The following is a 25,389-nucleotide window of genomic DNA, read 5'->3' on the forward strand; positions in this document are numbered from 1 at the left end:
ATCATGTTGCGGCTGAGCGCGCTTTACCGTTATCCGTTGAAGTCCGGCAAGGGCCAGCCCCTGCAAGGGATTGGCCTGGACAAGCTCGGGTTGGACGGTGATCGACGCTGGATGCTGGTGGACGCAGGCACGGGACGGTTCCTGACCCAGCGGGCCGTGGCCAGGATGAGCCAGCTTTCGGCCCTGTGGAATGAGGCGGGCGGGCTGACGCTCAGCGCACCGGGCCACGGCGCCATCGACGTGGCGTTGCCTTCCACGCTGGAGGAGCAACTGCGCGGGGTGATCATCTGGCGCGATACGTTGAGGGTCCCGGACGCCGGCGACGAAGCGGCGGCCTGGGTCAGCGCGTTCATCGGCCATCCCACCCGCCTGGTGCATGTACCGGTGGAACTGGCGCGCACCACTGCCTCCGGTTATGGCAAGGATGACGACCAGGTCGCCTTCGCCGACGGTTTCCCGCTGCTGCTGATTGGCCAGGCCTCGTTGCAGGACTTGTCGAATCGGGTTGGCCGTCCGTTGGAAATGCTGCGTTTTCGTCCCAATCTGGTGGTGGAGGGGGGCGAGGCGTTTGCCGAGGATGGCTGGAAGCGCATCCGTATTGGCGAGGTGGAGTTCCGGCTGGTCAAGCCGTGCTCGCGTTGCATCATGACCACGGTCGATCCGCAAACCGGCGATCGCGACCCGCATCGCGAACCCTTCGCGACCCTGCAGCAATACCGCTCGACACCGGACGGCGCGATGTTCGGCCAGAACCTGGTCAACGACGGCAATGGCCGGCTGGAAGTCGGCATGCCGGTTGAAGTGTTGGAGTAAACCCTGCGCTTGAAAAAATGCCCGTGTCGTTGGACACGGGCATTTTCATTTCTCACACCGGTGCTTGGTGGCAAGCCCGGGCAGCAGCCTCAGCCGCGGTATTCACACAGGTAAGCCGTGTCGACGGCCACTTTGAGCTGGAACTTGCTGTTGGCCGGTACGTTGAACTGGCTGCCCGCCTCGAAGGTTTCCCAATCGTTGCTGTCCGGCAGCTTGACGGTCAGGGCGCCGGAAACGACGTGCATGATTTCCCGCTGGGCCGTGCCGAATTCGTATTCGCCCGGTGCCATGACGCCGATGGTCGCAGGGCCTTCGGCAGTGCCAAAAGCGATCGACTTGACGGTGCCGTCGAAGTACTCGTTGACTTTGAACATGGGCGATTCCTCGAAAAAGGGGCTGAAAAAGGCCGGCCAGTATGCACAAGGCGTTGGCGTTCGTCATCTGCCCGGCGGGGTCATGCCTGCGTATCAACCCGGCAGCACCAGGGGCAGCAGACGCGCCGTGTTGCGCGCATCTTCCAGCGCGCGGTGCTGTTGACCGCAGAATTGCAGGCCAGCCAGCTGCAGTGCGGCATTGAGGCCCAGTGGTCGTTCCAGTCGCCGGGCCTTGGCGAAGCGCTGCTTGAGGTTCATGTGCGGCAGCTGGCCAAGCACGCTGTGCAGGTGCTGGAGTTGCCACTCCTGGAGCAATTGCTGGCGGTCATAGTCGCCCCAGCTGACCCAGCCTTCCAGGTTCGAATGATAGGGCGCCAGCCAGCGTTCGAATGCCGGCCAGACCTCGTTCAGCGGCGCGGCGCTGTCGATGTTGGCCTGGGTGATGTGGGTCAGTTCGCGGCAGAAGGCCGTGAGCAATGGCCGTCTCGCGGGGCGCACGAAGCGCTGGAAATGGTCCACCTCGCGCCCGTCACGATTCACCAGCGTGGCGCCGATTTCGATAATTTCCATTTCGGTTACCGGCCAGCCACCTTCATCGGTGGTGGCCTCCAGATCAATCACCAGCCATTGAGGCATCGCAGGGTTCCCGGTATCGGCGTGCTGATGGCTTTGAGCGTAGTCAAACCCGGCGAATCCGCCTAGTGTCCCGCTTCGACTCGCAACAAAACCTGCTGGTGCCTGACCTGTTCGCCGCGCTTGACCTGCACCTGCCTGACCACGCCATCGAGGCCGGCCTTGAGGGGGTGCTCCATTTTCATCGCCTCCAGCACCATCAACAGTTGGCCCTGGCGGACCACCGTGCCTTCGCTGACCAGCACCTCGACAATCGCGCCGTCCATGGGCGCCTGGAGCAGGCCGTCGCCAGTGCTGGCGGCGGGGGCGACGGCGGCGCGGGTGCGGTCTTGCAAATGCAGGCCGCCGGGGCGGGTGAACAGCCACAGGTCGCTGCCCTTGAGGCGCCAGCGATGTTGTTGACGGACGCCGTCCAGCATCAGCGCGGCGCCGGACGGGTCGACGTCGAGCCATTTCAATTCGATCGAGCGTCCGGCGTGGTGGACCTTCAGCGTCCCGTCGGGTTCGGCCAGCAGGTCCAGCGTCCAGTCGCGTTCGTCCTGGCCGATGCGGTAGCGCAGCGGCGTGCTGGCATTATTGCGCCAGCCACCCAGGTCGGTGGCGTGCCGAGCGCGGTCGCGTTGATAGAACAGCGCCGTGGCGATGGCGAGTTGTTCGGTCGTGGGCACCTGGGCCTGGAGGGCGGCATGCTCGGACAGATGCTGCTCGATGAACCCGGTGCCGAAGTCGCCGTCGATGAACCGTGGGTGCGCCAACAATCCCGCGAGCAGCCGCTGGTTGCTCTGCACGCCCAGCAATACACAATCCTCCACCGCCCGGAGCAATCGGCGCCGGGCTTGCTCGCGGGTGGCGCCGTGGGCGATCAGTTTGCCCAGCATGGGGTCGTAGAACGGCGTGATGGCCTGGCCTTCCCGCAGGCCGTGGTCGATGCGCACGCCTTCGCGGGCGGGCGGCTCCCAGCCGATCAATCGACCGGCCTGCGGCAGGAAATCCGCCGCCGGGTCTTCGGCGTACAGGCGTACTTCCATGGCGTGCCCGTCCAGGTGCACCTGGTCCTGGCGCAGCGGCAGGGGTCGGCCTGCGGCGACGTCCAATTGCCAAGCCACCAGGTCCTGGCCGGTGACCAGTTCGGTGACTGGGTGTTCGACCTGCAAGCGCGTGTTCATCTCCAGAAAGTAGAACCGGCCATCCGCAGCCAACAGGAATTCCACGGTCCCGGCACCGACGTAGTCCACCGCGCGGCCGGCCTTGAGCGCCGCCTCGCCCATGGCCTGGCGCCGTTCGGCGGTCATGACCGGGCAGGGCGCCTCCTCGATGATCTTCTGGTGGCGCCGCTGGATCGAACAGTCCCGCTCGCCGAGGTGGATCAGATGCCCGTGATGGTCGCCGAAAATCTGTACTTCCACGTGGCGCGGGTCGGGCAGGGCCTGTTCGAGAATCAGCTCGTCGTCGCCAAAACCGTGCAGTGCCTCGGAGCGGGCGGTGCGCAATTGTTCCGCCAGGTCCTCGGCTCGCCGTACCAGGCGCATACCGCGGCCACCGCCACCGGCGCTGGCCTTGATCATGAGCGGGTAGCCGATGCGCGCAGCTTCCCGGTGCAGGCTGTCATCGTCCTGGGCGTCGCCTTCGTAGCCGGCGATGCAGGGTACGCCGGCGGCGAGCATGGCGATTTTCGAACGACGCTTGCTGCCCATCAGCTCGATCGCCTCGGGGCTGGGGCCGATGAACACGATACCGGCCGCCGCGCAGGCCCGGGCGAACCCGGCGTGCTCGGCGAGGAAGCCGTAGCCGGGGTGGATCGCGTCGGCCCCGGTGCGCCGGGCGGCCTCCAGGATGGCCGCTGGAGCGAGGTAGGACTGTTGGACCGAGGCCGGACCGATCAGCACCGCTTCATCCGCCAGGCGTACATGCAGCGCATCGGCGTCGGCCTCGCTGAACACCGCGACCGTGCGATAACCCAGGGCCTGGGCGGTGCGTTGGATGCGACAGGCGATTTCGCCGCGGTTGGCGATGAGGAGCTTGTGGAAGGCAGGCATGGGTCAGGTCCTGGGGGCTGCGGTGTCCGGGGCGGCCTCTTCGCGAGCGGGCTCGCTCCCACCCTGGAGGACTGACACGGCCCCATGTGGGCGCGACGGCGGCTTATCAGGCAAACGGCTCACGCCGGCTTCCCCGGCATCGTGCCCATGAGCTTGCAAATGATGCCCAGCATGATCTCGTCGGCCCCGGCACCGATGGACACCAGCCGTACGTCGCGGTACGCCCGGGCGACCGGGTTGTCCCACATGAAGCCCATGCCGCCCCAGTATTGCAGGCAGCTGTCGGTGACTTCCCGGGCCAGGCGGCCGGCCTTGAGCTTGGCCATGGACGCCAGGCGGGTCACGTCCTGGCCGTTGATGTACTGCTCGGTGGCCTGGTAGACCAGCGCCCGCAGGCATTCGATTTCGCTGACCAGTTCCGCCAGGCGGAAGTGGATCACCTGGTTGTCGATCAGGGCGGTGCCGAAGGTCTTGCGCTCGCGGCAATACTCGACAGTGCTGTCGATGCAGCGCTCCAGGCCCTTGAGCATGTTCGCCGCGCCGAACAGCCGTTCTTCCTGGAACTGCAGCATCTGCATCATGAAGCCGGCGCCTTCCTGGCCGATTCGATTGCGTTGCGGTACGCGCACGTCATCGAAAAACACCTGGGCGGTTTCCGAGCTGCGCATGCCGAGTTTGTCCAGCGGCGCGCCGAGGCGGATACCGGGGCTGTGCATGGGCACCATGATCAGCGACTTGTTGCGGTGGGGCTTGTCGTCGGAGGTGTTGGCCAGCAGGCAGATGAAGTCGGCGCTCGGGGCGTTGGTGATCCACATCTTGCTGCCGTTGATGACATAGTCGTCGCCATCCTTGCGGGCGGTGGTCTTGAGCCTGGCGACGTCGGAGCCGGCGCCGACCTCGGAAACGCCGATGCAACCCACCTGTTCGCCACGGATGGCCGGGCGCAGGAACTCCTCGCGCAACGCATCGGAGCCAAAGCGCGCCAGGGCCGGGGTGCACATGTCGGTCTGCACGCCGATGGACATCGGCACCCCGCCGCAATGAATCGTGCCGAACGCTTCGGCGGCGACGATCGAATAGCTGTAGTCCAGGCCCATGCCGCCGAACTGCTCGGGCTTGGAAATCCCCAGCAGGCCCAGCTCGCCGGCCTTGCGGAAGATCTCGTGGATGGGAAACCGCCCGGCTTTCTCCCATTCGTCGACGTAGGGGTTGATGTCGCGTTCGACGAACTGGCAAACGCTACGCCGCAGTGCTTCGTGTTCCTGGCTGAAGATCATTTGTTATTGTTCTCCGTGTTCGCAAGTCCATCACCGGGGTCAGAAACGGGCCACGCCGAAACTGTTGGCCTGCAGCGACCGCCGCTCGGCCTCGTGGCAGGTATCCAGCAGGTAGCCCAGTAGCGTGCGGGTGTCGCGCGGGTCGATGAGCCCGTCGTCCCACAGGTGGGCGCTGCCATAGAGGGCGCTGGACTGGCTGTCGAGTTTCTGCGCGGTGGTCTGTTCGAGCAGGTCCAGCATCGTCGGGTCGGGGCTTACGCCTTGCTTGATCTGCGTGGCTTCGGTGACGATGCGCAGGACCTTGCCGGCCTGGGCGCCGCCCATCACGGCCGTGCGGCTGTTGGGCCAGGCGAAGATGAACCGCGGGTCCAGCCCACGACCGCACATGGCGTAGTTGCCGGCGCCGTAGGAGCCGCCCACCACGACGGTCAGCTTGGGCACCCGGGCATTGGCCACGGCCTGGATCATCTTGGCGCCATGCTTGATCACGCCTTGTCGCTCCGACTCGGTACCGACCATGAACCCCGTGGTGTTGTGCAGGAACAGCAGCGGCGTGCGGCTCTGGTCGCACAGCTGGATGAACTGCGCGGCCTTGCTGGCGCCCTTGGCGGTGATCGGCCCGTTGTTGCCGATCACGCCGCAGGCATGGCCACGGATGTGCAGATGACCGCACACCGTTTGCGGGTCGAACGCCTGCTTGAACGCCAGGAACGTCGAGCCGTCGGCGATGCGGGCGATGATTTCCGCCACGTCATAGGGCTTCTTCGGATCGTCGGGCACCAGCCCCAACAGTTCGTCGGCGCGGTACAACGGATCGCTCCAGGTCCGTTCGGGCGCGGGCGCGAGTTGGGCGTTCCAGGGCAGCAGGCCGATGATCTCCCGGGCCACGCGGATGCCGTCGGCATCGTCCTGCGCCAGGTACTCGGCGGTGCCGGCCACCTGCGCATGCATCTGCGCACCGCCCAGTTCCTCCTCGGTGGCGATTTCGCCAGTGGCGGCCTTGAGCAGCGGCGGCCCGGCCAGGAACAACCGCGCCTTGTCGCGCACCACCACCACGTAGTCCGACAGCCCCGGTTGATAAGCGCCGCCGGCGGTGGCCGAACCGTGCACCACGGTGATCTGCGGCAGGCCCATGGCCGACATCCGCGCCTGGTTGGCAAAGCAGCGGGCGCCCTCGACGAAAATCTGCGCGGCGTAGTTGAGGTTGGCGCCGCCGCTTTCGGCCAGGGTGATGACCGGCAGTTTGTTTTCCATGGCGATCTGTTGCAGGCGCAGGGTCTTCTGCAAGCCGCTGGGGGAAATGGTCCCGCCCTTGATCGCGCTGTTGTTGACCACCACCAGCACGCGCACGCCGGACACGTGGCCGATCCCGGCGATCAGGCCGCCGCCGGCCTGGCTGCCATCCTTGTCGTCATGCAGCTTGTAGCCCGCCAGGCTCGCCAGTTCGAGGAACGGCGCGCCGGGGTCCAGCAGCAGGTTCAGGCGCTGGCGCGGCAACAGCTGGCCGCGCTTGTCGAAGGTGGCCTGGGCCTGGGCGGCTTTTTCCAGCACCGCCTGTTCGATCGCCCGCAGTTGCTCGACGCTCGCCAGCATCGCCGCATGATGGCGAGCGAAGTCGGTGCCGTGAGGGTCAAGCCGCGTTTCGATGACCGGCATGGGCCGTCCTCCTCTTCGATGCGAACACGCTAGTCGAGTTGATCGGCGATGGGCTGTGGCACCGGTATCTGGATGTCGAGCAACTGCTGGGCGAATGCCTTGCCTTGGGGGTCGCTGCGCAGGCTGGCGGCGCCGCCGCCACCGAGGGCGTTTTCCAGCAGGAAATTCAGGCTGTGGGTGCCCGGCAGGTACCAGCGTTCGACGCGGCCCAGCAGCGGGTCGAGGACGTGGCTCATCCAGTCGACCAACACCTCCGGCGTCAGTGCTTCGGCGATCCACGGCAAATACTCGGGTTCGCGCGCCATTACGCCGATGTTGGCGTGGTTACCCTTGTCGCCGGAACGCGCCACCGCCAGCTTGACCAGCGGCACGCTGGCATCGGCCCGGCCCTGGGGCTTGGGCACGTCCGCGGCGAGCGGCAGGTCGCCGGCGTGCAGGGCGTCGAGTGGGGGCAGGGCGCATGGGTGGCGGCGGCCCTGGAACTCAATCTCGAGGGGGCAGCGGGCCTTGTCGGTCAGGAACGAGAACAGGCGAATCAACGGCGACACCGTCGGCCTTCCACCGATCATGCCGGTGAGCCCTGGCGCCATGCCGGTGGCGGCCTGGGCGATTTCCCGGGAAAACAACACCAGCGCCTGTCGGTCCGGGTGTCGAACCGCCAGCTTGAGCACCACTTCGCGGGTGTCCTGGCGCTGGCCATGCTGACCGTAGGTGGCTTCGCTGCCCAACAGCTCGACGTTCACCTCGCTGTAGGGCGCCCAGCCACGCTGGCTGAACATCTCCGAGGTCTTGGCGATGATCGCCTGGCTGACCCGTTCGGCCTTCGCCACCGCATCGATGCCGGCGATCAGGCAGGTAGCGGTGCAGCGGTAGCCATCCAGCCAGGTGGCGCAGGCCTTGTATTGATCGCTGGGCGGCAGGCCCCGGGCGCCGTGGACGCGCACCGCGTGCTTGCCTTGCTGGATCAGCCTGACCTGGCTGAAGTCGCAGATCACGTCCGGCAGCAGGTAGCCTTGCGGGTCGCCGATCTCGTACAGCAGTTGCTCGCCCACCGTCAGCGGCGTGACCAGCCCGCCGGTGCCGGGCGCCTTGGTGACGATGAACTGGCCGTCGGCGCTGACGTCGACGATGGGAAAGCCGATGTGCTCGTAGTCCGGCACCTCGCGCCAGTCAGTGAAGTTGCCCCCCGTGCATTGCGCTGCGCATTCGATGAGGTGGCCCGCCAGGGCGGCCTGGGCCAGCTTGTCGTAGTCGTGCCAGGCCCAGCCGAACTCATGCACCAGGGCCGCGCTGACCACGGCGCTGTCCACCACCCGCCCGGTGATCACGATGTCCGCGCCCAGGCGCAGGGCCTCGACGATGCCCGGCGCGCCGAGGTAGGCGTTGCTGGACACGCACGCGAGGGGCAGGGGCTCGCCGCTGAACATCTCGCGGATGCCCTGGCCGGCGAGTCGATCGGATTGTCCTTGCAGGTCGTCGCCCAGCAGCACGGCGATCTTCAACGGCACGCCCGCCTGGTCGCACGCCGCTTGCAGCGCCGCGGCACAGGCCAGGGGATTGACCCCGCCGGCATTGCTGATGACGCGGATCCGGTCGCTGTGCAGGCGCGGCAGCAGTGGCGCGAGCACATCGATGAAGTCCGTGGCGTAGCCTGCCTGGGGATCCTTGAGGCGCGCCCCGGCCAGGATCGACATCGTGACTTCCGCCAGGTAGTCGAACACCAGGTAGTCCAGCGCGCCCCCTTCGACCAGTTGCGCGGCGGCGCTGCTGGTGTCGCCCCAGAAGGCGCTGGCGCAACCGATTCGGATCGTTCTTGGCATGGCGCTTTCTCCGGCAAACGTGGTTCGAGACTACCAAGCAAGCGCTTGGTCTGTAAACGCCCGCGGGTTCTTCTGCCCAAGCGCTTGCTTGGGGGCCTGGGTCGGCTTAAATTGCCCGCGCGGCGCTGTTGATAGGGACACCGCCGCGCATCGGTTGATCGACTGTAGGAGAGAATGGGTGGACGAGCAAAAAGCCCTGGACGTGATGCACGCGCTGGTCGACAACGGGCAACTGACCGATCCCCAGAGCGCGCGCGGCAAGCTGCTCCAGAGTGCGGCCCACCTGTTTCGCAACAAGGGTTTCGAACGCACCACCGTGCGTGACCTGGCCAGCGCCGTGGGGATCCAGTCGGGGAGCATCTTTCACCACTTCAAGAGCAAGGACGAGATCCTGCGGGCGGTGATGGAAGAAACCGTCCGCTACAACACCGCCTTGATGCGTGCCGCGCTGGCCGAGGCAAGCAGCGTGCGTGAGCGGGTGCTGGCGCTGATCCGCTGCGAATTGCAGTCGATCATGGGCGGCACCGGCGAGGCGATGGCCGTGCTGGTCTACGAATGGCGCTCGCTGTCCCAGGACGGCCAACGGCAAGTGCTGGCCCTGCGGGACATTTATGAGGACTTGTGGCTCGGGGTGCTGGGCCAGGCCAAGGAGGCCGGGTATATTCGCGGTGACGTGGCCATTACCCGGCGTTTCCTCACGGGTGCATTGTCCTGGACCACCACCTGGTTTCGCGCCGAAGGCAACCTGAGTCTCGATGAGCTGGCCGAACAGGCGCTGATCCTGGTGCTTGAAGAAAAACAATAATCAGGCGGCGCTTTAAATCGCCGCGTGGCTGGCTAAGCAGCTGAAACCGCCTAGCTTTGATTGTATTGATGGGTACTTTTGGGGAGTGGTGATCTTGACGTTTTCGCCGATGGGGATGACTTCGCGTGTGCTGCTGGCTGCCCTGGCCGCTTTCCTGGCGTTGCCGGCCTCGGCGGCGCAATTGGTGCGGATCGGCGCGGCGCACTTTCCACCCTACACCGTTCGCCCCGAGAACGGTGCCGACACCGGCCTGTTGCCGCAAATGGTGGAGGCCTTGAATCAATCGCAGGCGGCTTATCAGTTCGTCCTGGTCCCGACCTCGATTCCGCGCCGCTTCAACGACTTCAAGCAGGGCCGGGTCGACATGGCGATCTTCGAGAACCCCGACTGGGGTTGGCAGGGTGTGCCGCATACCGCCGTCGACATGGGCCTGGAAGACGCCGAGGTCTTCGTCGCCCAGCAGCAGCCGGATCGCCGGCAGGATTATTTCGCCGACCTGCGGGGCAAGCGCCTGGCGCTGTTTAGCGGTTACCACTATGCCTTCGCCGAATTCAACGCCGACCCCAAGTTCCTCGCCGGCCAGTACAACGCCACCTTGACGTACTCCCACGACAGCAACCTGCTGATGGTCCTGCGGGGACGGGCCGACATCGCCCTGGTGACCCGCTCGTACCTCAACGATTATGTGCTGCGCAACCCCGAGGTCGGGCCGCAATTGCTGGTGTCCGAGCGGATCGACCAGGTCTACCACCATTACGCCCTGATCCGGCCCCAGGCGCCCATCACCGGCGAGGCGTTCGAGCAACTGTTGCAGACGCTGCGGGACAACGGCCAGTTGCTGAAGATCTTCAAGCCCTACCAGATCGAGCTGGTGCCCACGCACGCCCATTGACGGGCCCTAAATTTCCTTTGCCGGCTCACGTCCCTCGTTGACTACCGACGACAACGCGAGCCCCTCCATGTCCAACCTAAACCAGCCGATGGCGCTGCCCCTGCCGGGCGGTCGCCGTCTCGGCGCCGATGAAACCGAACGCCACCTGAGCCTGATGCTCGAAGGCGCACCGCTGATCCGGCTGCGCCTGGAGCGCGGTCCCGAGTTGCATGTCCATTTGCAGGAAATCCACGACCGCCCCATGGGCCCGGCACTCTGGGCGGCCTGCTACTGGTTGTTTGCCCGTGATGCGGACTGCCGGCGCCTGGTCTGGCACCTCCAGGAGCGCCCCGGCGAAGCCCTGCTCAGCGGCCTGTTGACCGATGCCGGGCGTGCCGGCGAATACGTCTGCGAGCGCACGATGTTCTGGCAACTGCCACAGCCCTGGCTCGGGGAGTCGTTCAATGGCAGCTACCCGCAGCAGATGATCATCACCGACGGCCAGCGCCATCCTCGTCGGCCCGTCAAGCCGCGCGGCGAGGTGTATCGGCGCTTCGATGCGCGACTGGGGGCCTGGGTGTCGTTGCGCACCCTGGAGATCGAGCAGGACCTGGAGCGTTTCAACCGTTGGCAGAACAGCCCCCGGGTCGCCAGTTTCTGGCAGGAAGAGGGCAGCCTGGCGCAGCATCGCGAGTACCTGGACAAGCTGGCGGGCGATCCCCGGGTGCTGACCCTGATCGGTTGTTTCGACGACCAGCCGTTTGCCTATTTCGAGGCCTATTGGGCCAAGGAAGACCGCATTGCGCCGTTCTACGAGGCGGGGAACTACGATCGCGGCATCCACATGCTGGTGGGGGAGGAACAGCACCGCGGGCCGCACAAGGTGGCGAGCTGGTTGTCGGCGCTGGTGCACTACCTGTTCCTCGACGACCCGCGCACCCAGCGCGTGGTGGCCGAGCCCCGGGCCGACAACGCACGGATGATCGGGCATTTGCACAACCAGTGTTTCCACTGCGAAAAGGAATTCGATTTCCCGCACAAGCGCGCGGCGTTGATGATCCTCGGGCGGGAGCGGTTTTTTGACCGGTGTTCGTTGATGTAGGACTTCGTGCGCGGCGAGCCTGGCAGTTCCAGCGCTGACTGCCGGGCTCGCGAAAGCGGTAGCTGATCCAGCGCAGTACCTAACGCCGGGCGTAGGTATCCCCGCGCACCCCGGACACCTTGCGGCAATGCACCAGGGCGTCGCGGATCATGAAGTTCACCAGGGTCGGCGAGACGCCCAATTCCTTGGCGATGTCTTTTTGCGGCACGCCGTGCAGGCGGTACATCTCGAAGGCATAGCGGGTTCGGCTGGGCAGTTCGGTCAGCGCGTCGGCGATGTGTTCCAGGGTGGAGAAGTTGATGTGGGAAGTTTCCGGCGAAGCGCCCTGGATCACCACGTTCAACCCTTCCTCTTCCGGCCCGGCGTATTTCTGCTCCAGCGCCTGCTTGCGGTAATGGTCGATCGCCAGGTTGCGCACGATCTGGAACAGGTAGCTGAGCTGGGCCTTGAACGACGACGTGATCTGCGGCGCCGATTGCAGTCGGAAGAACGCATCCTGCACCACGTCTTCCGCGCGCGACCGGCACCCGGTGATACGCGCTGCAATCTTGACCAGAATCAAGCGGTTATCGACGAACGCCTGAAGTAACGGTGACTCACACCTGCTTGTGGATACTTGTTCCGTCATGGAATTCACCTTGCTGCAAAAAGTTAGCAGGACGACTGATCTTTCCGACCTGTCCTACGCATCGAGCGCCAAATTAGGCTTAATGATAATTATTGTCAATTGAGAAAAAGAATTATTGCAGAGTGTGAGTCCAGCCCTTGAAGCGCGACCCATTGCCGCAGCCAGTTCGTGCCCCCGACGGGGCGAGTGCAAGCGACCGGCCGACTAATTCTTTGCCAGTGGCATCCGTTCCCTTGGTTGGATGGAACACCCGATACCACTCGCAAGCCGAATTTCAGGCAGGAAACCTCATGACCGACGCGTTCGAACTCCCCAGCACCCTGGCCCATGCCCTCCAGCGCCGCGCGGCGTTGACGCCGGACCGGGTGGCCTTGCGCTTCCTTGCCGATACCCAGGAACAGAGTGTGGTGTTGAGTTATCGCGACCTGGACGTGCGTGCCCGGACCATCGCCGCCGCCTTGCAGGCCGAAGCGGCGTTCGGCGAGCGTGCGGTGCTGCTGTTTCCCAGCGGTCCGGATTACGTCGCGGCGTTCTTTGGTTGCCTGTACGCCGGGGTGATCGCGGTGCCGGCCTATCCACCGGAGTCCTCACGGCGTCATCACCAGGAGCGTTTGTTGTCGATTATCGCCGACGCCGAACCGCGCCTGTTGCTCACCAGCGGCGACTTGCGCGAGCCCTTGCAGGCGCTCGAATCGGCGCCGCCGGTGCTGTGTGTCGATACATTGTCGCCGAGCCTCGCCGAGCAATGGCTGCCGCCAGCGTTGCAGGACGATGACATCGCCTTCCTGCAATACACCTCTGGCTCCACCGCATCGCCCAAGGGTGTACAGGTCAGCCACGGCAACCTGGTGGCCAACGAGCTGTTGATCCGCCATGGCTTCGGCATCGACCTGAACCCTGATGACGTCATCGTCAGTTGGCTGCCGCTGTACCACGACATGGGCCTGATCGGCGGGTTGTTGCAGCCGGTGTTCAGCGGCGTGCCGTGCGTGCTGATGTCGCCTGCCTATTTCCTGGCCCGGCCAGTGCGCTGGCTTGAAGCGATCAGCGAGTACGGCGGCACCATCAGCGGAGGGCCGGACTTCGCCTATCGGCTGTGCAGCGAGCGGGTCAGCGAGGCGGCCCTCGGGCGTCTCGACCTGAGGGGTTGGCGCGTGGCCTATTCGGGCTCCGAGCCGATTCGCCTCGACACGCTGCGACGCTTTGCCGAGAAGTTCGCCCCGTGCGGCTTCACCGAAGACAGTTTCATGGCCTCCTATGGCCTGGCGGAAGCGACCTTGTTCGTGGCCGGCACGCCTCGTCGCCAGGGCATTGCTTCGCTGCGGGTGGATGACGCGGCGCTGGCGCAAAACCGGGTCGAGCCGGGGCAGGGCAGTGCGGTGATGAGTTGCGGTATCAGCCAGCCGGGCCATGGGTTGCTGATCGTCGAGCCCACGACCTTGCAGGCGCGCGAAGACAACCAGGTGGGCGAAGTCTGGGCCACCGGGCCCAGCATCGCCCATGGCTATTGGCGCAACCCGCGAGCCAGCGCCGAGACGTTTGTCCAGCGCGCCGGTCGCACCTGGCTGCGCACCGGCGACCTGGGTTTCCTGCGCGACGGCGAGCTGTTCATCACCGGTCGTCTGAAGGACTTGCTGATCGTGCGCGGGCACAACCTGTATCCCCAGGACATCGAGCAAACCATCGAGCGCGAAGTGGAGGCGGTGCGCAAGGGCCGGGTGGCGGCATTCGCCGTCAATGACAACGGCGAGGAAGGCATCGGCATTGCCGTGGAAATCAGCCGCAGCGTGCAGAAGCTGGTGCCCGCCGACACCTTGATCAAGGCCATTCGCCAAGCCGTGGCCGAGCGCTGCCAGCAAGCCCCGAGCGTGGTGGCGCTGCTCAACCCTGGCGCCTTGCCCAAGACCTCCAGCGGCAAGTTGCAGCGTTCGGCCTGCGCTGCCCGGTTGGCCGATGGCAGCCTCGACAGCTATGCACGGTTCCCGGCGCCGACGGTTGGGCTGGTCGACGAGGCCGGGCCCTCGACGCCGTTGCAAACCTTGATCGGCCAAGCCTGGTGCGAGCAATTGCAGGTCGAACAGGTCCGGGCCGACGACCATTTCTTCCTGCTGGGCGGCAATTCCATCGCCGCGACCCAGGTGATCGCCCGGTTGAGTGAAACCCTGGGGCTGGCGCTGAACCTGCGGTTGCTGTTCGAAGCCCCGACCCTGGCCGCCTTCGCCGCGGCAGTGGCCAACCAGCCACGGGCCGAGGCCCGCCGTCCGATTGACGCCTTGCCGCGTCACCAGGCGGTGCCGCAGTCCCTGGCCCAGAACCGTTTGTGGATTACCTGGCAGCTCGATCCAACGAGCTGCGCCTACAACATCCCCGGCGCCTTGCACCTGCGCGGCGAGTTGGATGAAGACGCCCTGCGCAGCAGCTTCCAGCAACTGGTCGAGCGCCACGAATCCCTGCGTACGCGGTTCCTGGAACGTGATGGCGTTGCCCTGCAACAGATCGATCCGGCGCCAGCGTTCCAGCTGCCAGTGGTCGACCTGCGCGACCTGCCGGACGACCCGCGCGAGGCCCGTGCACGGCAGCTCCGGGAAGAGCAGGCGACCACGCCGTTCGACCTGGAACAGGGGCCGTTGCTGCGGGTCATCCTGGTGCGTCTCGATGACGATGAGCATCACCTGCTGGTGACGCTGCACCACATCATCGCCGATGGCTGGTCGATGAACGTGCTGGTGGAGGAGTTCTCCCGGTTGTACGCCGCAGCGTGCCAGGGACAGGTCGCCGCGTTGGCGCCGCTGCCGTTGCAGTACGCCGACTACGGCACCTGGCAGCGCCAGTGGCTCGCCGAGGGCGAGGCCGAGCGCCAATTGAGTTATTGGCGGCAACAACTGGGGGATGAGCACCCGGCCCTTGAGCTGGGCACGGATTATCCCCGCCGCGCCCACCAGCGGCGCAGCGCCGCGCGGCATGGTGTGCGCCTGGAAAAAAGCCTGGGCGAAGCGCTGCGGCAAACGGCCCAGGCCCACGACGCCACGCCATTCATGCTGTTGCTGGCGGTGTTCCAGGTGCTGTTGCAGCGCTATACCGGCCAGGCCGACATCCGCATCGGCGTGCCCAACGCCAACCGGCCACGCCTGGAAACCCAGGGCCTGATCGGGTTTTTCATCAACACCCAGGTGCTGCGCGGGCAGGTCGATTCGCGCCAGCCGTTCGCCGCGTTGCTGGCCCAGGCGCGGGACACCACCCTGGGCGCCCAGGCCCACCAGGACCTGCCGTTCGAGCAGTTGCTGGAAGCGTTCCCCCAGGCTCGGGAACAAGGCCTGTTCCAGGTGATGTTCAACCATCAACAGCGCGACCTGGGCGCCTTGCGCCGCTTGCCGGGGCTATTGGCCGATGAGTTGCTGTGGCACAGTCGCCAAGCCAAGTTCGACCTGCAACTGCACAGCGAAGAAGATCGCCATGGACGGCTGACCCTGTCGTTCGACTACGCCGACGAGCTGTTCGAGGCCGCGACCATCGCGCGAATGGCCGAGCACTACGCCAACCTGCTGCGAGCGGTCTGCGCCAACCCGCAACAGGCCGTCGGCGACCTGCCGTTGCTGAGTGCCGATGAATACAACCAGCAACGGCAGTGGAGCGCGGCGCCGTGCACGCCGGCCAGCCAATGGTTGCCGGAACTGTTGAACGACCAGGCCCGGCGCACGCCGCAGCACCCGGCGCTGCTGTGGGACGGTGGGCGCCTGGACTACGCCGAGCTGCACGCCCAGGCCAATCGCCTGGCGCACTACCTGCGGGACAAAGGCGTGGGCCCGGATGTCTGCGTGGCGATCGCCGCCGAGCGCTCGGCGTCGTTGCTCATCGGCGTACTGGCGATCATCAAGGCTGGCGGTGCCTACGTGCCGCTGGATGCCGATTACCCGGCCGAGCGCCTGGCCTACATGCTTAAGGACAGCGGCGTCGAGTTGCTGTTGACCCAGACCGCCTTGCTCGACCGCTTGCCCACTTGCGCGGGCGTCAGCGTCATCGCCATGGACGCCCTGCACCTGGAGCAATGGCCGAGCAACCCGCCGGGCCTGCACGTGCACGGCGATCACCTGGCCTACGTGATCTACACCTCCGGTTCCACCGGCCAGCCCAAGGGCGTCGGCAACACCCACGCCGCCCTGGCGGAGCGCCTGCAATGGATGCAGGCCACCTATGGGTTGGACGACACCGACGTGCTGATGCAAAAAGCACCGATCAGCTTCGACGTGTCGGTGTGGGAGTGCTTCTTGCCGTTGCTCACCGGCAGCCGATTGGTGCTCGCCGGCCCCGGCGAACACCGCGACCCGCATCGCATCGCGCAGTTGGTGCAACAGTTTGGCGTGACCACGCTGCACTTTGTGCCGCCGTTGCTGAGCCTGTTCATCGACGAACCCCTGAGCGCCCGCTGCACCAGCCTGCGGCGGCTCTTCTGCGGCGGTGAAGCCTTGTCGGCCGAGCTGCGCAACCGGGTGCTGGCGCAGTTGCCGGCGGCGCAATTGCACAACCGCTACGGCCCGACCGAAACGGCCATCAACGTCACCCACTGGCACTGCACGGCGGCCGATGGCGAGCGCGCGCCAATCGGCCGGCCACTGGGCAATGTGTTGTGCCGCATCCTCGATGACGAATTCAATCCGCTGCCGGCCGGTGTGCCGGGCGAACTGTGCATCGGCGGCCTGGGGCTGGCCCGGGGTTATCTAGGGCGTCCGGGCCTGAGCGCCGAGCGCTTTGTCGCCGACCCGCTGGGGGAGGCGGGCGCACGGCTGTACCGCACCGGCGACCGGGCGCGCTGGACCGCCGAGGGCGTGATCGAGTACCTCGGCCGCCTCGACCAACAGGTCAAGCTGCGGGGCTTCCGGGTCGAGCCGCAGGAAATCGAAGCGCGGCTGTTGGCCCAGGCCGGTGTCGCCCAGGCCGTGGTCCTGGTGCGGGATACCCCGGCCGGCCCGCAATTGATCGGTTATTACACCGCTGCCGATGCCACCGAAGACCAGGACGTCACCCAGGCCCGGCTCAGGGCCGCCCTGGCCGCCGAGTTGCCGGACTACATGGTGCCCGCCCAGTTGCTGCGCCTGGACGCCATGCCGTTGGGCCCGAGCGGCAAGCTCGACCGGCGCGCCTTGCCCGAACCGCACTGGCAGGTGCGCGAACACGTCGAGCCGGCCAGCGCCCTCGAACAGCAGGTCGCCGGGATCTGGCGCGATGTCCTGGGGCTGGCGCGCATTGGCCTGCGGGATGACTTCTTTGCCCTGGGCGGCCATTCGCTGCTGGCGACCCAGATCATCTCCCGCACCCGCCAGGCCTGTGACGTCGAACTGCCGTTGCGGGCATTGTTCGAGGCCAGTGAACTGGGCGCCTTCGCCGAGCAGGTGCGCTTGATCCAGGCCAGCGGCCAGACCAACCGCCAGCCGCCCATCGAGAAGGTCGACCGCCGCCAACCGGTGCCGCTGTCCTACTCCCAGCAACGCATGTGGTTCCTCTGGCAGATGGAACCGGACAGCCCGGCCTACAACGTCGGCGGCATGGCGCGCCTGCGCGGACTGCTGGATGTGGGGCGTTTTGAGGCGGCATTGCAGGCGTTGATCCTGCGTCACGAAACCTTGCGCACCACGTTCCCGAGCGTTGACGGTGTCGCCCGGCAACAGGTGCACGCCGAGACGGGCCTGCGCATGGACTGGAAGGATTTCTCGACCCTGGCCGTCGACGTGCGTGAACAGCGCGTGCAGCAACTGGCGGACAGCGAGGCCCATCGGCCTTTCGACCTGGAAACCGGGCCCTTGCTGCGGGCGTGCCTGGTCAAGACCGCCGAACGCGAGCACTACCTGGTGCTGACCTTGCACCACATTGTCACCGAAGGCTGGGCGATGGACATTTTCGCCCGGGAGTTGAGCGCGCTGTACGAGGCGTTCGTCGACGACCGCGAGTCGCCCCTGGAACCCTTGCCAGTGCAGTACCTGGACTACAGCGTCTGGCAGCGCCAGTGGCTGGAGTCCGGCGAGCGGCAACGGCAACTGGACTACTGGACCGCGCAACTGGGTGACGAACATCCGCTGCTGGAGCTGCCCGCCGATCGTCCGCGGCCGCCGGTGCAGAGCCATCGCGGCGAGTTGTTCCGCTTCGACCTCAGCGACGAGCTGGCGGCCCGGGTCCGGGCGTTCAACGCCGAACAGGGCCTGACCCTGTTCATGACCATGACCGCTGCCCTCGCGGTGCTGCTCTACCGCTACAGCGGCCAGACCGACCTGCGCATCGGCGCCCCGGTGGCCAACCGCATCCGCCCGGAAAGCGAAGGGCTGATCGGTGCCTTCCTCAACACCCAGGTGCTGCGCTGCCGGCTCGACGGGCAGATGACGGTGGGCGAGTTGTTCGCGCAGGTGCGGCACACGGTGATCGAAGGCCAGTCCCACCAGGACTTGCCGTTCGATCACCTGGTCGAAGCCTTGCAGCCGCCACGAAGCGCCGCCTACAACCCGCTGTTCCAGGTGATGTGCAACGTGCAGCGCTGGGAATTCCAGCAGAGCCGCACGCTGGCCGGGATGACTGTCGAGTACCTGGCCAACGATGCCCGGGCGACCAAGTTCGACCTCAACCTGGAGGTCACCGACCTCGACCAGCGCCTGGGCTGCTGCCTGACCTACAGCACCGACCTGTTCGATGAGCCGCGCATCGCCCGCATGGCCGGGCACTGGCGCAACCTGCTGGAAGCCTTGCTGGCCAATCCGTCCCGGCGCCTGGGTGAACTGCCGTTGCTGGCGGTCGACGAACAGCGGCAGATACTCGACAGCCTCGGCGTCGAACCCGGTGAACAGCGCCTCGACCTGTGCATCCACGGGCTGTTCGGCGAGCAGGCCCAGGCCCGTCCCGACGCGCCAGCCCTGACGTTCGCCGGGCAGACCCTCAGCTACGGCGAACTCGACCGCCGCGCCAATCGCCTGGCCTGGGCGCTGCGCGAGCGCGGCGTGGGGCCGCAGGTGCGGGTGGGCCTGGCGCTGGAGCGGTCGCTGGACATGGTCGTCGGCTTGTTGGCGATCCTCAAGGCGGGTGGCGCCTACGTGCCGCTGGATCCGGAATATCCGCTGGACCGCTTGCACTACATGATCGAGGACAGCGGCGTCGGCCTGTTGCTCAGCGACCGGGCCATGTTCCAGGCCCTCGGTGCGCTGCCCGATGGCGTCGCGCGTTGGTGCCTGGAGGACGACAGCCCGGCGCTGGCGCAGTACCCGGAGCAGGCGCCACCGTCGCGCACGCTGCCGCAACACCAGGCCTACCTGATCTACACCTCCGGCTCCACCGGCCAGCCCAAGGGCGTGGTGGTGTCCCACGGTGAAATCGCCATGCATTGCCAGGCGGTGATCCGCCGCTTCGGCATGCGCCCGGACGATTGCGAGCTGCATTTCTATTCGATCAACTTCGACGCTGCCACCGAGCGCCTGCTGGTGCCGCTGCTCAGCGGCGCCCAGGTGGTCTTGCGGGCCCAGGGGCAATGGGATGCCGAGCAAATCTGCGGGCTGATTCGTACGCATCGGATCAACATCCTCGGCTTCACCCCCAGCTATGGCAGCCAGTTGGCGCAGTGGTTGGCGAGCCACGGACAGACCCTGCCGGTGCGCATGTGCATCACCGGTGGCGAAGCGCTGACGGGGGAGCATCTGCAACGGATCCGGGCGGCGTTCAGCCCGAGCCTGTTCTTCAATGCCTATGGCCCGACCGAAACCGTGGTGATGCCATTGGCGAGCCTGGCCCCGGAGCGATTGGAAGAGGGCGCCGCCAGCGTGCCGATCGGCAGCGTGGTCGGCGCGCGGGTGGCCTACATCCTCGATGCGTACCTGGCGCTGGTGCCCCAGGGCGCCACCGGCGAGTTGTATGTGGGGGGCGCGGGCCTGGCCCAGGGTTATCACCAGCGTCCGGGCATGACGGCCGAGCGCTTCGTCGCCGACCCGTTCACCGGCGATGGCGGGCGCCTGTACCGCACCGGCGACCTGGTGCGCCAGCGCGCCGATGGCCTGGTGGAATACCTCGGGCGGATCGACCACCAGGTGAAGATCCGCGGCTTCCGCATCGAGCTGGGGGAAATCGAAACCCGCCTGCTGGAACACCCGGCAGTGCGCGAGGCGGTGGTACTGGCCCTCGACTTGCCGGGGGGCAAGCAATTGGCCGCTTATCTGGTGAGCGCTGTCGCCGAACAGGACGCCGCGCAACAGACGGCGCTGCGCGACGCCTTGCGGGCCCGGCTCAAGGCACAACTGCCGGACTACATGGTGCCCACCCACCTGATCCTGCTGGCGAGCCTGCCGCTGACCACCAACGGCAAGCTCGACCGTCGCGCCTTGCCGATGCCCGACCCTGCGCTCAATCGCCAGCAGTACGTGGCGCCGCGCACGGCCCTGGAGCAGACCCTGGCGACGATCTGGGGCGAGGTGCTGAACGTCCCGCAGGTCGGCCTCGACGATAACTTCTTCGAGCTGGGCGGTGATTCGATCCTGTCCATCCAGGTGGTCAGTCGGGCCCGCCAGCAGGGCCTCCATTTCACGCCCCGGGACGTGTTCCAGCACCAGACCGTGCAGACCCTGGCGGCTGTCGCCAGCCAGGTCGAGCAGGTGCGCGCCGAGCAGGGCCTGGTCAGCGGCGAGTCGGCATTGACGCCGATCCAGCAGTGGTTCTTCGAGACACCCATGCCGAACCGTCATCACTGGAACCAGGCGCTGTTGCTGGAACCGGCGACCGCCCTTGACCCGCACTGCCTGGAGCAGGCACTGCGCCGCGTGGTCGAACAGCACGATGCCTTGCGCCTGGGCTTCGACGCCAGTGCCGGACACTGGCGCGCCGAACACCGGCCGCTGTCCGATGCCTGCCGGCTGCAGACGGTCCAGGTCGCTTCCCTGGACGCCTGCGAGTGCCTGTTCGCCGAGTGTCAGCGCAGCCTGGACCTGTCCACCGGACCATTGTTGCGAGCATTGCTGGTGCAGTCACCCGAGGGGCAGCAGCGGCTGTTGATCGTCATCCATCACCTAGTGGTGGACGCAGTGTCATGGCGAGTGCTGATGGACGATCTGCAAACCGTCTATCGCCAGGTCGCGGCCGGCCAGGCGCCGCAATTGCCGGCGAAGACCAGCCCGTTCCGCGATTGGGCGGCACGCTTGCAGGCCTACGCCGGCAGCGAGTCCCTGCGCGAAGAACTGGACGGCTGGCGGGACCGGTTGGACGGTCCGGCGCGGGTGCTGCCGTGCGCGCACCCTGACGGCGGATGCCAGGTGCGTCACGCGGAAACCGTCAGCGTGCGCCTGGACCGCGAGCGGACCCGGCAACTGCTGCAACAGGCTCCGAGTGCCTACCGCACCCAGGTCAATGACCTGCTGCTCACCGCGTTGAGCCGGGTGCTGTGTCGCTGGAGCGGGCATGAGTCGGTGCTGGTACAACTGGAAGGACACGGCCGCGAGGCCCTGTTCGATGACCTCGACCTGACCCGTACCGTGGGCTGGTTCACCAATGTCTATCCGTTGCGCCTGCGCCCGGCATCCGACGACCTCGGGGCGTCGATCAAGGCCATCAAGGAACAACTGCGCGCCGTCCCCCACAAGGGCCTCGGTCATGGCGTGCTGCGCTACCTGGCCGACGAGGCCACGCGCAACGCCATGGCGGCCTTGCCGCAGGCCTCGATCACCTTCAACTACCTGGGCCAGCTCGACCAGACCCTCGGCCACGACGCGCTGTTCCGGGCCCTGGACGCGCCCCTGGGGGCCATCCACGACGCCGACGCGCCGCTGCCCAACGAACTGAGCGTCGACGGCCAAGTCAGTGGCGGCGAGTTGCTGCTGCGCTGGACCTACAGTCGCGAACGCCATGATCCACGGGTGATCACCGACCTGGCCGAGGCCTACCTCGAAGAATTGCAGCGCCTGATCGCCCATTGCCTCTCGGACGCGGCGGGCGGCCTGACGCCATCGGATTTCCCCCTGGCGAAACTGACCCAGGGCCAGCTCGACAGCTTGCCGGTGCCGGCCGCGCAGATCGAGGACGTCTACCCGCTGACGCCGATGCAGGAAGGCATGTTGCTGCACACCCTGCTGGAGCCGGGCACCGGCCTGTACTACATGCAGGACCGTTACCGCATCGACAGCGAACTCGATCCGGCGCGTTTCGCCCAGGCCTGGCAGGCGGTCATCGCCCGGCACGAAGCCCTGCGCGCATCGTTCTGCTGGAACGTGGGCGAAGACATGCTGCAAATCATCCACAAGCCCGGCAGCACGCCGGTGGACTACCTCGACTGGTGCGAGGTGCCGCAGGAGCAGCAGGAAGCCAGGTTGCAGACCCTGCTCAAGGAGGAACGCGAGGCCGGTTTCGATCTGTTGAGCCAGGCGCCGTTCCACTTGCGACTGATCCGGGTCGGGGCGGGGCGCTACTGGTTCATGATGAGCAACCACCACATCCTCATCGATGCCTGGTGCCGCTCGCTGTTGATGGACGATTTCTTCGAGATCTACACCGCCCTCGGTGAACACCGTGAACCCCGGCTGGCCGTGCCGCCGCGCTATCGCGACTACATCGGCTGGTTGCAGCGCCAGAGCCTGGCCGAGGCCCGGCAGTGGTGGAAGCGCAACCTGCAAGGCTTCGAGCGGACCACGCCGATCCCCACCGACAGGCCGCTGTTGCGCGAGCACGCCGGTGACAGCGGCGGCATGCTGGTCGGCGACTGCTACACCCGCCTCGATGCCCGGGACGGTGCGCGACTGCGGGAGTTGGCCCAGGCCCATCAACTGACGGTCAACACCTTCGCTCAGGCCGCCTGGGCCTTGGTGCTGCGGCGCGTGAGCGGCGAGCGCGACGTGTTGTTCGGCGTCACCGTGGCCGGACGCCCGGTGGAACTGCCGCAGATGCAACGCACGGTGGGTCTGTTCATCAACAGCATCGCCTTGCGCGTGCGGATGCCCGAGGACCATCAGCCGTGCAGCGTGCGCCAGTGGCTGGGCGGTTTGCTCGACAGCAACATGCAGTTGCGCGAGTACGAATACCTGCCGTTGGTGAGCCTCCAGGAGGTCAGTGAGCTGCCCAAGGGCCAGCCGCTGTTCGACAGCCTGTTCGTGTTCGAGAACGCACCGGTGGAAGTCTCGGTGCTGGACCGCGCCCAGAGCCTCAACGCCACCTCGGACTCGGGCCGCACCCACACCAACTTCCCGCTGACGGCGGTCTGCTACCCGGGGGATGACCTGGGGCTGCACCTTTCCTACGACCAGCGCTACTTCAACGAAACCACCGTCCAGGGCATGCTGGCGGAATTCAAGCGCTTGTTGCTGGCCTTGGTGGACGGGTTCCACGGTGACATGGCCGAGCTGCCGTTGCTTGGCGCCCAGGAGCGGGATTTCCTGGTGAACGGCTGCAACCAGAGCGAACGTGCCTACCCGCTGGAGCAGGGCTACGCCGAACTGTTCGAGGCCCAGGTGGCGGCCCATGCGCAGCGCATCGCCGTCAGTTGCCTGGATGTGACGCTCACTTATGGGCAATTGAACGCCCGCGGCAATCGCCTCGGCCATGCGCTGCTCGCCGCTGGCGTCGGGTTCGACCAGCCGGTGGCGTTGCTGGCCGAACGGAATGCCGACCTGCTCGGCATGATCATCGGCAGCTTCAAGGCCGGTGCCGGCTACCTGCCCCTGGACCCTGGCCTGCCGAGCCAGCGCCTGGAGCGGATCATCGAACTGAGCCGCACGCCGCTGCTGGTTTGCAGCCAAGCCTGCCAGGCCCAGGCGCTGGCCCTGCTGGACGCGTTCGCCTGTTCCGAGCGGCCGAAGCTGCTGGTGTGGGAAGACGTGCAGGGCAGCGACGCGTCGGTGGAAAACCCCGGTGTCTACAGCGGGCCGGATCACCTGGCCTACGTCATCTACACCTCCGGCTCCACCGGGCAGCCCAAGGGCGTGATGGTGGAGCAGCGCGGCATGCTCAACAACCAGCTCAGCAAGGTGCCGTACCTGGCCCTGGGCGAGGCCGATGTGATCGCCCAGACAGCGTCCCAGAGTTTCGACATTTCGGTGTGGCAGTTCCTCGCCGCGCCGCTGTTCGGCGCCCGGGTGGACATTGTGCCCAACGCCATCGCCCACGACCCCCAAGGCTTGCTGCACCACGTGCAACGGCAGGGCATCACGGTGCTGGAAAGCGTGCCGTCGCTGATCCAGGGCATGCTCGCCCAGGACCGCATCGGCCTGGATGGCCTGCGCTGGATGCTGCCCACCGGCGAGGCGATGCCGCCGGAGCTGGCCCGTCAATGGTTGCTGCGTTACCCGGCCATCGGCCTGGTGAATGCCTACGGTCCGGCGGAATGCTCCGATGACGTGGCGTTCTTCCGAGTAGACCTGGCCTCCACCCGTGGCACCTATTTGCCGATCGGCACGCCCACCGACAATAACCGCCTGTACCTGCTCGACGGCGCGCTGGACCTGGTGCCGCTGGGGGCGGTGGGCGAGTTGAGCGTGGCCGGCACCGGGGTCGGGCGCGGGTATGTCGGCGATCCGTTGCGCACCGCGCCAGTGTTCGTGCCGAATCCGTTCGGCGCACCGGGCGAGCGCCTGTACCGCACCGGCGACCTGGCCCGGCGGCGCAGCGACGGCGTATTGGAATACGTCGGGCGCATCGACCATCAGGTGAAGGTGCGCGGCTACCGCATCGAGCTGGGGGAAATCGAGGCGCGCCTGCATGAGCAACCCGAGGTGCGCGAGGCCGCCGTGGGCGTGCAGGAAGGCGTCCAGGGCAAGCATCTGGTGGGTTACCTGGTCGCCGCCGACTCGGCGCTGAGCCCCCACCAACGCCTCGAACGCATCCAGCAGTGCCTGCGGGCCGAACTGCCGGACTACATGGTGCCGCTGCACTGGCTGTGGCTCGATCGCTTGCCGCTCAACGCCAACGGCAAGCTCGACCGCAAGGCCTTGCCGGCCCTGGAGATCGGCCAGTTGCACAGCCAGGACTACCAGGCGCCGGGCAACGAACTGGAACAGACCCTGGCGGACATCTGGGCCGAGGTGCTCAAGGTCGAACGGGTGGGGGTACGCGACAACTTCTTCGAACTGGGCGGGCATTCCCTGCTGGCGACGCAAATCGCTTCGCGGGTGCAAAAGGCCCTGCAACGGGAGGTGCCGCTGCGGGCGATGTTCGAATGCAGCACGGTGCAGGAACTGGCCGCCTACATCGAGGGGCTGGCGAGTCGCGAAATCACCGGGGAGAAGGTGGATCGGTTGAATGATTTGATGGCGGAGTTGGAAGGCATGTAGTTTTGCGGCGTCTATCAAGGCCTCATCGCGGGCAAGCCTTGCTCCCACAGCGATCAGCTGTGAACAGAACATTTGTGTTCGGGCATCAACCCTGTGGGAGCAA

Annotated in this window: 12 protein-coding genes; 5 read left to right on the forward strand and 7 right to left on the reverse strand. The window is 66.5% G+C overall.

The genetic code is table 11. The features are described from left to right. The first annotated feature begins 3 nt into the window (after positions 1-3). Positions 4-813 (forward strand): MOSC domain-containing protein, encoded by an 810-nt coding sequence (locus Q6A48_RS01385; RefSeq protein ID WP_304551356.1) that lies wholly within the window; start codon positions 4-6, stop codon positions 811-813. 89 nt (positions 814-902) lie between these two features. Here the strand turns inward: Q6A48_RS01385 and ppnP are convergent, their stop codons facing one another. The 6 genes from ppnP to Q6A48_RS01415 all read right to left on the reverse strand — a co-directional run bounded on the left by ppnP (position 903) and on the right by Q6A48_RS01415 (position 8,609). Beyond that, positions 903-1,187, reverse strand: coding sequence for a pyrimidine/purine nucleoside phosphorylase (gene ppnP / locus Q6A48_RS01390; protein ID WP_304551359.1), 285 nt, complete (start codon positions 1,185-1,187; stop codon positions 903-905). A 93-nt stretch (positions 1,188-1,280) separates the two neighbouring features. Then, a complete protein-coding gene (locus Q6A48_RS01395) occupies positions 1,281-1,823 on the reverse strand; it encodes a 3'-5' exonuclease (RefSeq protein ID WP_304551361.1) in 543 nt (180 codons plus the stop codon). A gap of 62 nt (positions 1,824-1,885) precedes the next feature. Continuing rightward, positions 1,886-3,856, reverse strand: coding sequence for an acetyl/propionyl/methylcrotonyl-CoA carboxylase subunit alpha (locus Q6A48_RS01400; RefSeq protein WP_304551362.1), 1,971 nt, complete (start codon positions 3,854-3,856; stop codon positions 1,886-1,888). A 119-nt stretch (positions 3,857-3,975) separates the two neighbouring features. Next, on the reverse strand, positions 3,976-5,133 hold the full coding sequence (gene atuD, locus Q6A48_RS01405) for a citronellyl-CoA dehydrogenase (protein ID WP_304551364.1): 1,158 nt from the start codon (positions 5,131-5,133) through the stop codon (positions 3,976-3,978). Between the two features lie 39 nt (positions 5,134-5,172). Then, on the reverse strand, positions 5,173-6,789 hold the full coding sequence (locus Q6A48_RS01410; RefSeq protein ID WP_304551366.1) for an acyl-CoA carboxylase subunit beta: 1,617 nt from the start codon (positions 6,787-6,789) through the stop codon (positions 5,173-5,175). 29 nt (positions 6,790-6,818) lie between these two features. Then, entirely contained in the window at positions 6,819-8,609 is a 1,791-nt protein-coding gene (locus Q6A48_RS01415) for an acyclic terpene utilization AtuA family protein (protein ID WP_304551367.1), read from the reverse strand. A 178-nt stretch (positions 8,610-8,787) separates the two neighbouring features. Between Q6A48_RS01415 and Q6A48_RS01420 the strand changes: the two genes are divergently transcribed. The 3 genes from Q6A48_RS01420 (at position 8,788) to Q6A48_RS01430 (ending at position 11,387) form a co-directional block, all read left to right on the forward strand. Next, positions 8,788-9,414 (forward strand): TetR/AcrR family transcriptional regulator, encoded by a 627-nt coding sequence (locus Q6A48_RS01420; RefSeq protein WP_304551369.1) that lies wholly within the window; start codon positions 8,788-8,790, stop codon positions 9,412-9,414. Between the two features lie 115 nt (positions 9,415-9,529). Then, positions 9,530-10,306: a substrate-binding periplasmic protein gene (locus Q6A48_RS01425; protein WP_304551416.1), complete on the forward strand. Its 777-nt coding sequence runs from the start codon at positions 9,530-9,532 to the stop codon at positions 10,304-10,306. A 67-nt stretch (positions 10,307-10,373) separates the two neighbouring features. Beyond that, positions 10,374-11,387 (forward strand): GNAT family N-acetyltransferase, encoded by a 1,014-nt coding sequence (locus Q6A48_RS01430; protein WP_304551371.1) that lies wholly within the window; start codon positions 10,374-10,376, stop codon positions 11,385-11,387. A 79-nt stretch (positions 11,388-11,466) separates the two neighbouring features. On the opposite strand, the gene Q6A48_RS01435 is transcribed toward Q6A48_RS01430, so the two are convergent. Further along, positions 11,467-12,015, reverse strand: coding sequence for an RNA polymerase factor sigma-70 (locus Q6A48_RS01435; RefSeq protein ID WP_304551374.1), 549 nt, complete (start codon positions 12,013-12,015; stop codon positions 11,467-11,469). Between the two features lie 290 nt (positions 12,016-12,305). On the opposite strand from Q6A48_RS01435, the gene Q6A48_RS01440 reads away from it, so the two are divergent. After that, positions 12,306-25,286, forward strand: coding sequence for a non-ribosomal peptide synthetase (locus Q6A48_RS01440; RefSeq protein ID WP_304551376.1), 12,981 nt, complete (start codon positions 12,306-12,308; stop codon positions 25,284-25,286). Positions 25,287-25,389 lie beyond the last annotated feature (103 nt).

Origin of the sequence: Pseudomonas citrullilanati (assembly GCF_030580855.1) — a bacterium.
GTDB lineage: Bacteria > Pseudomonadota > Gammaproteobacteria > Pseudomonadales > Pseudomonadaceae > Aquipseudomonas > Aquipseudomonas citrulli.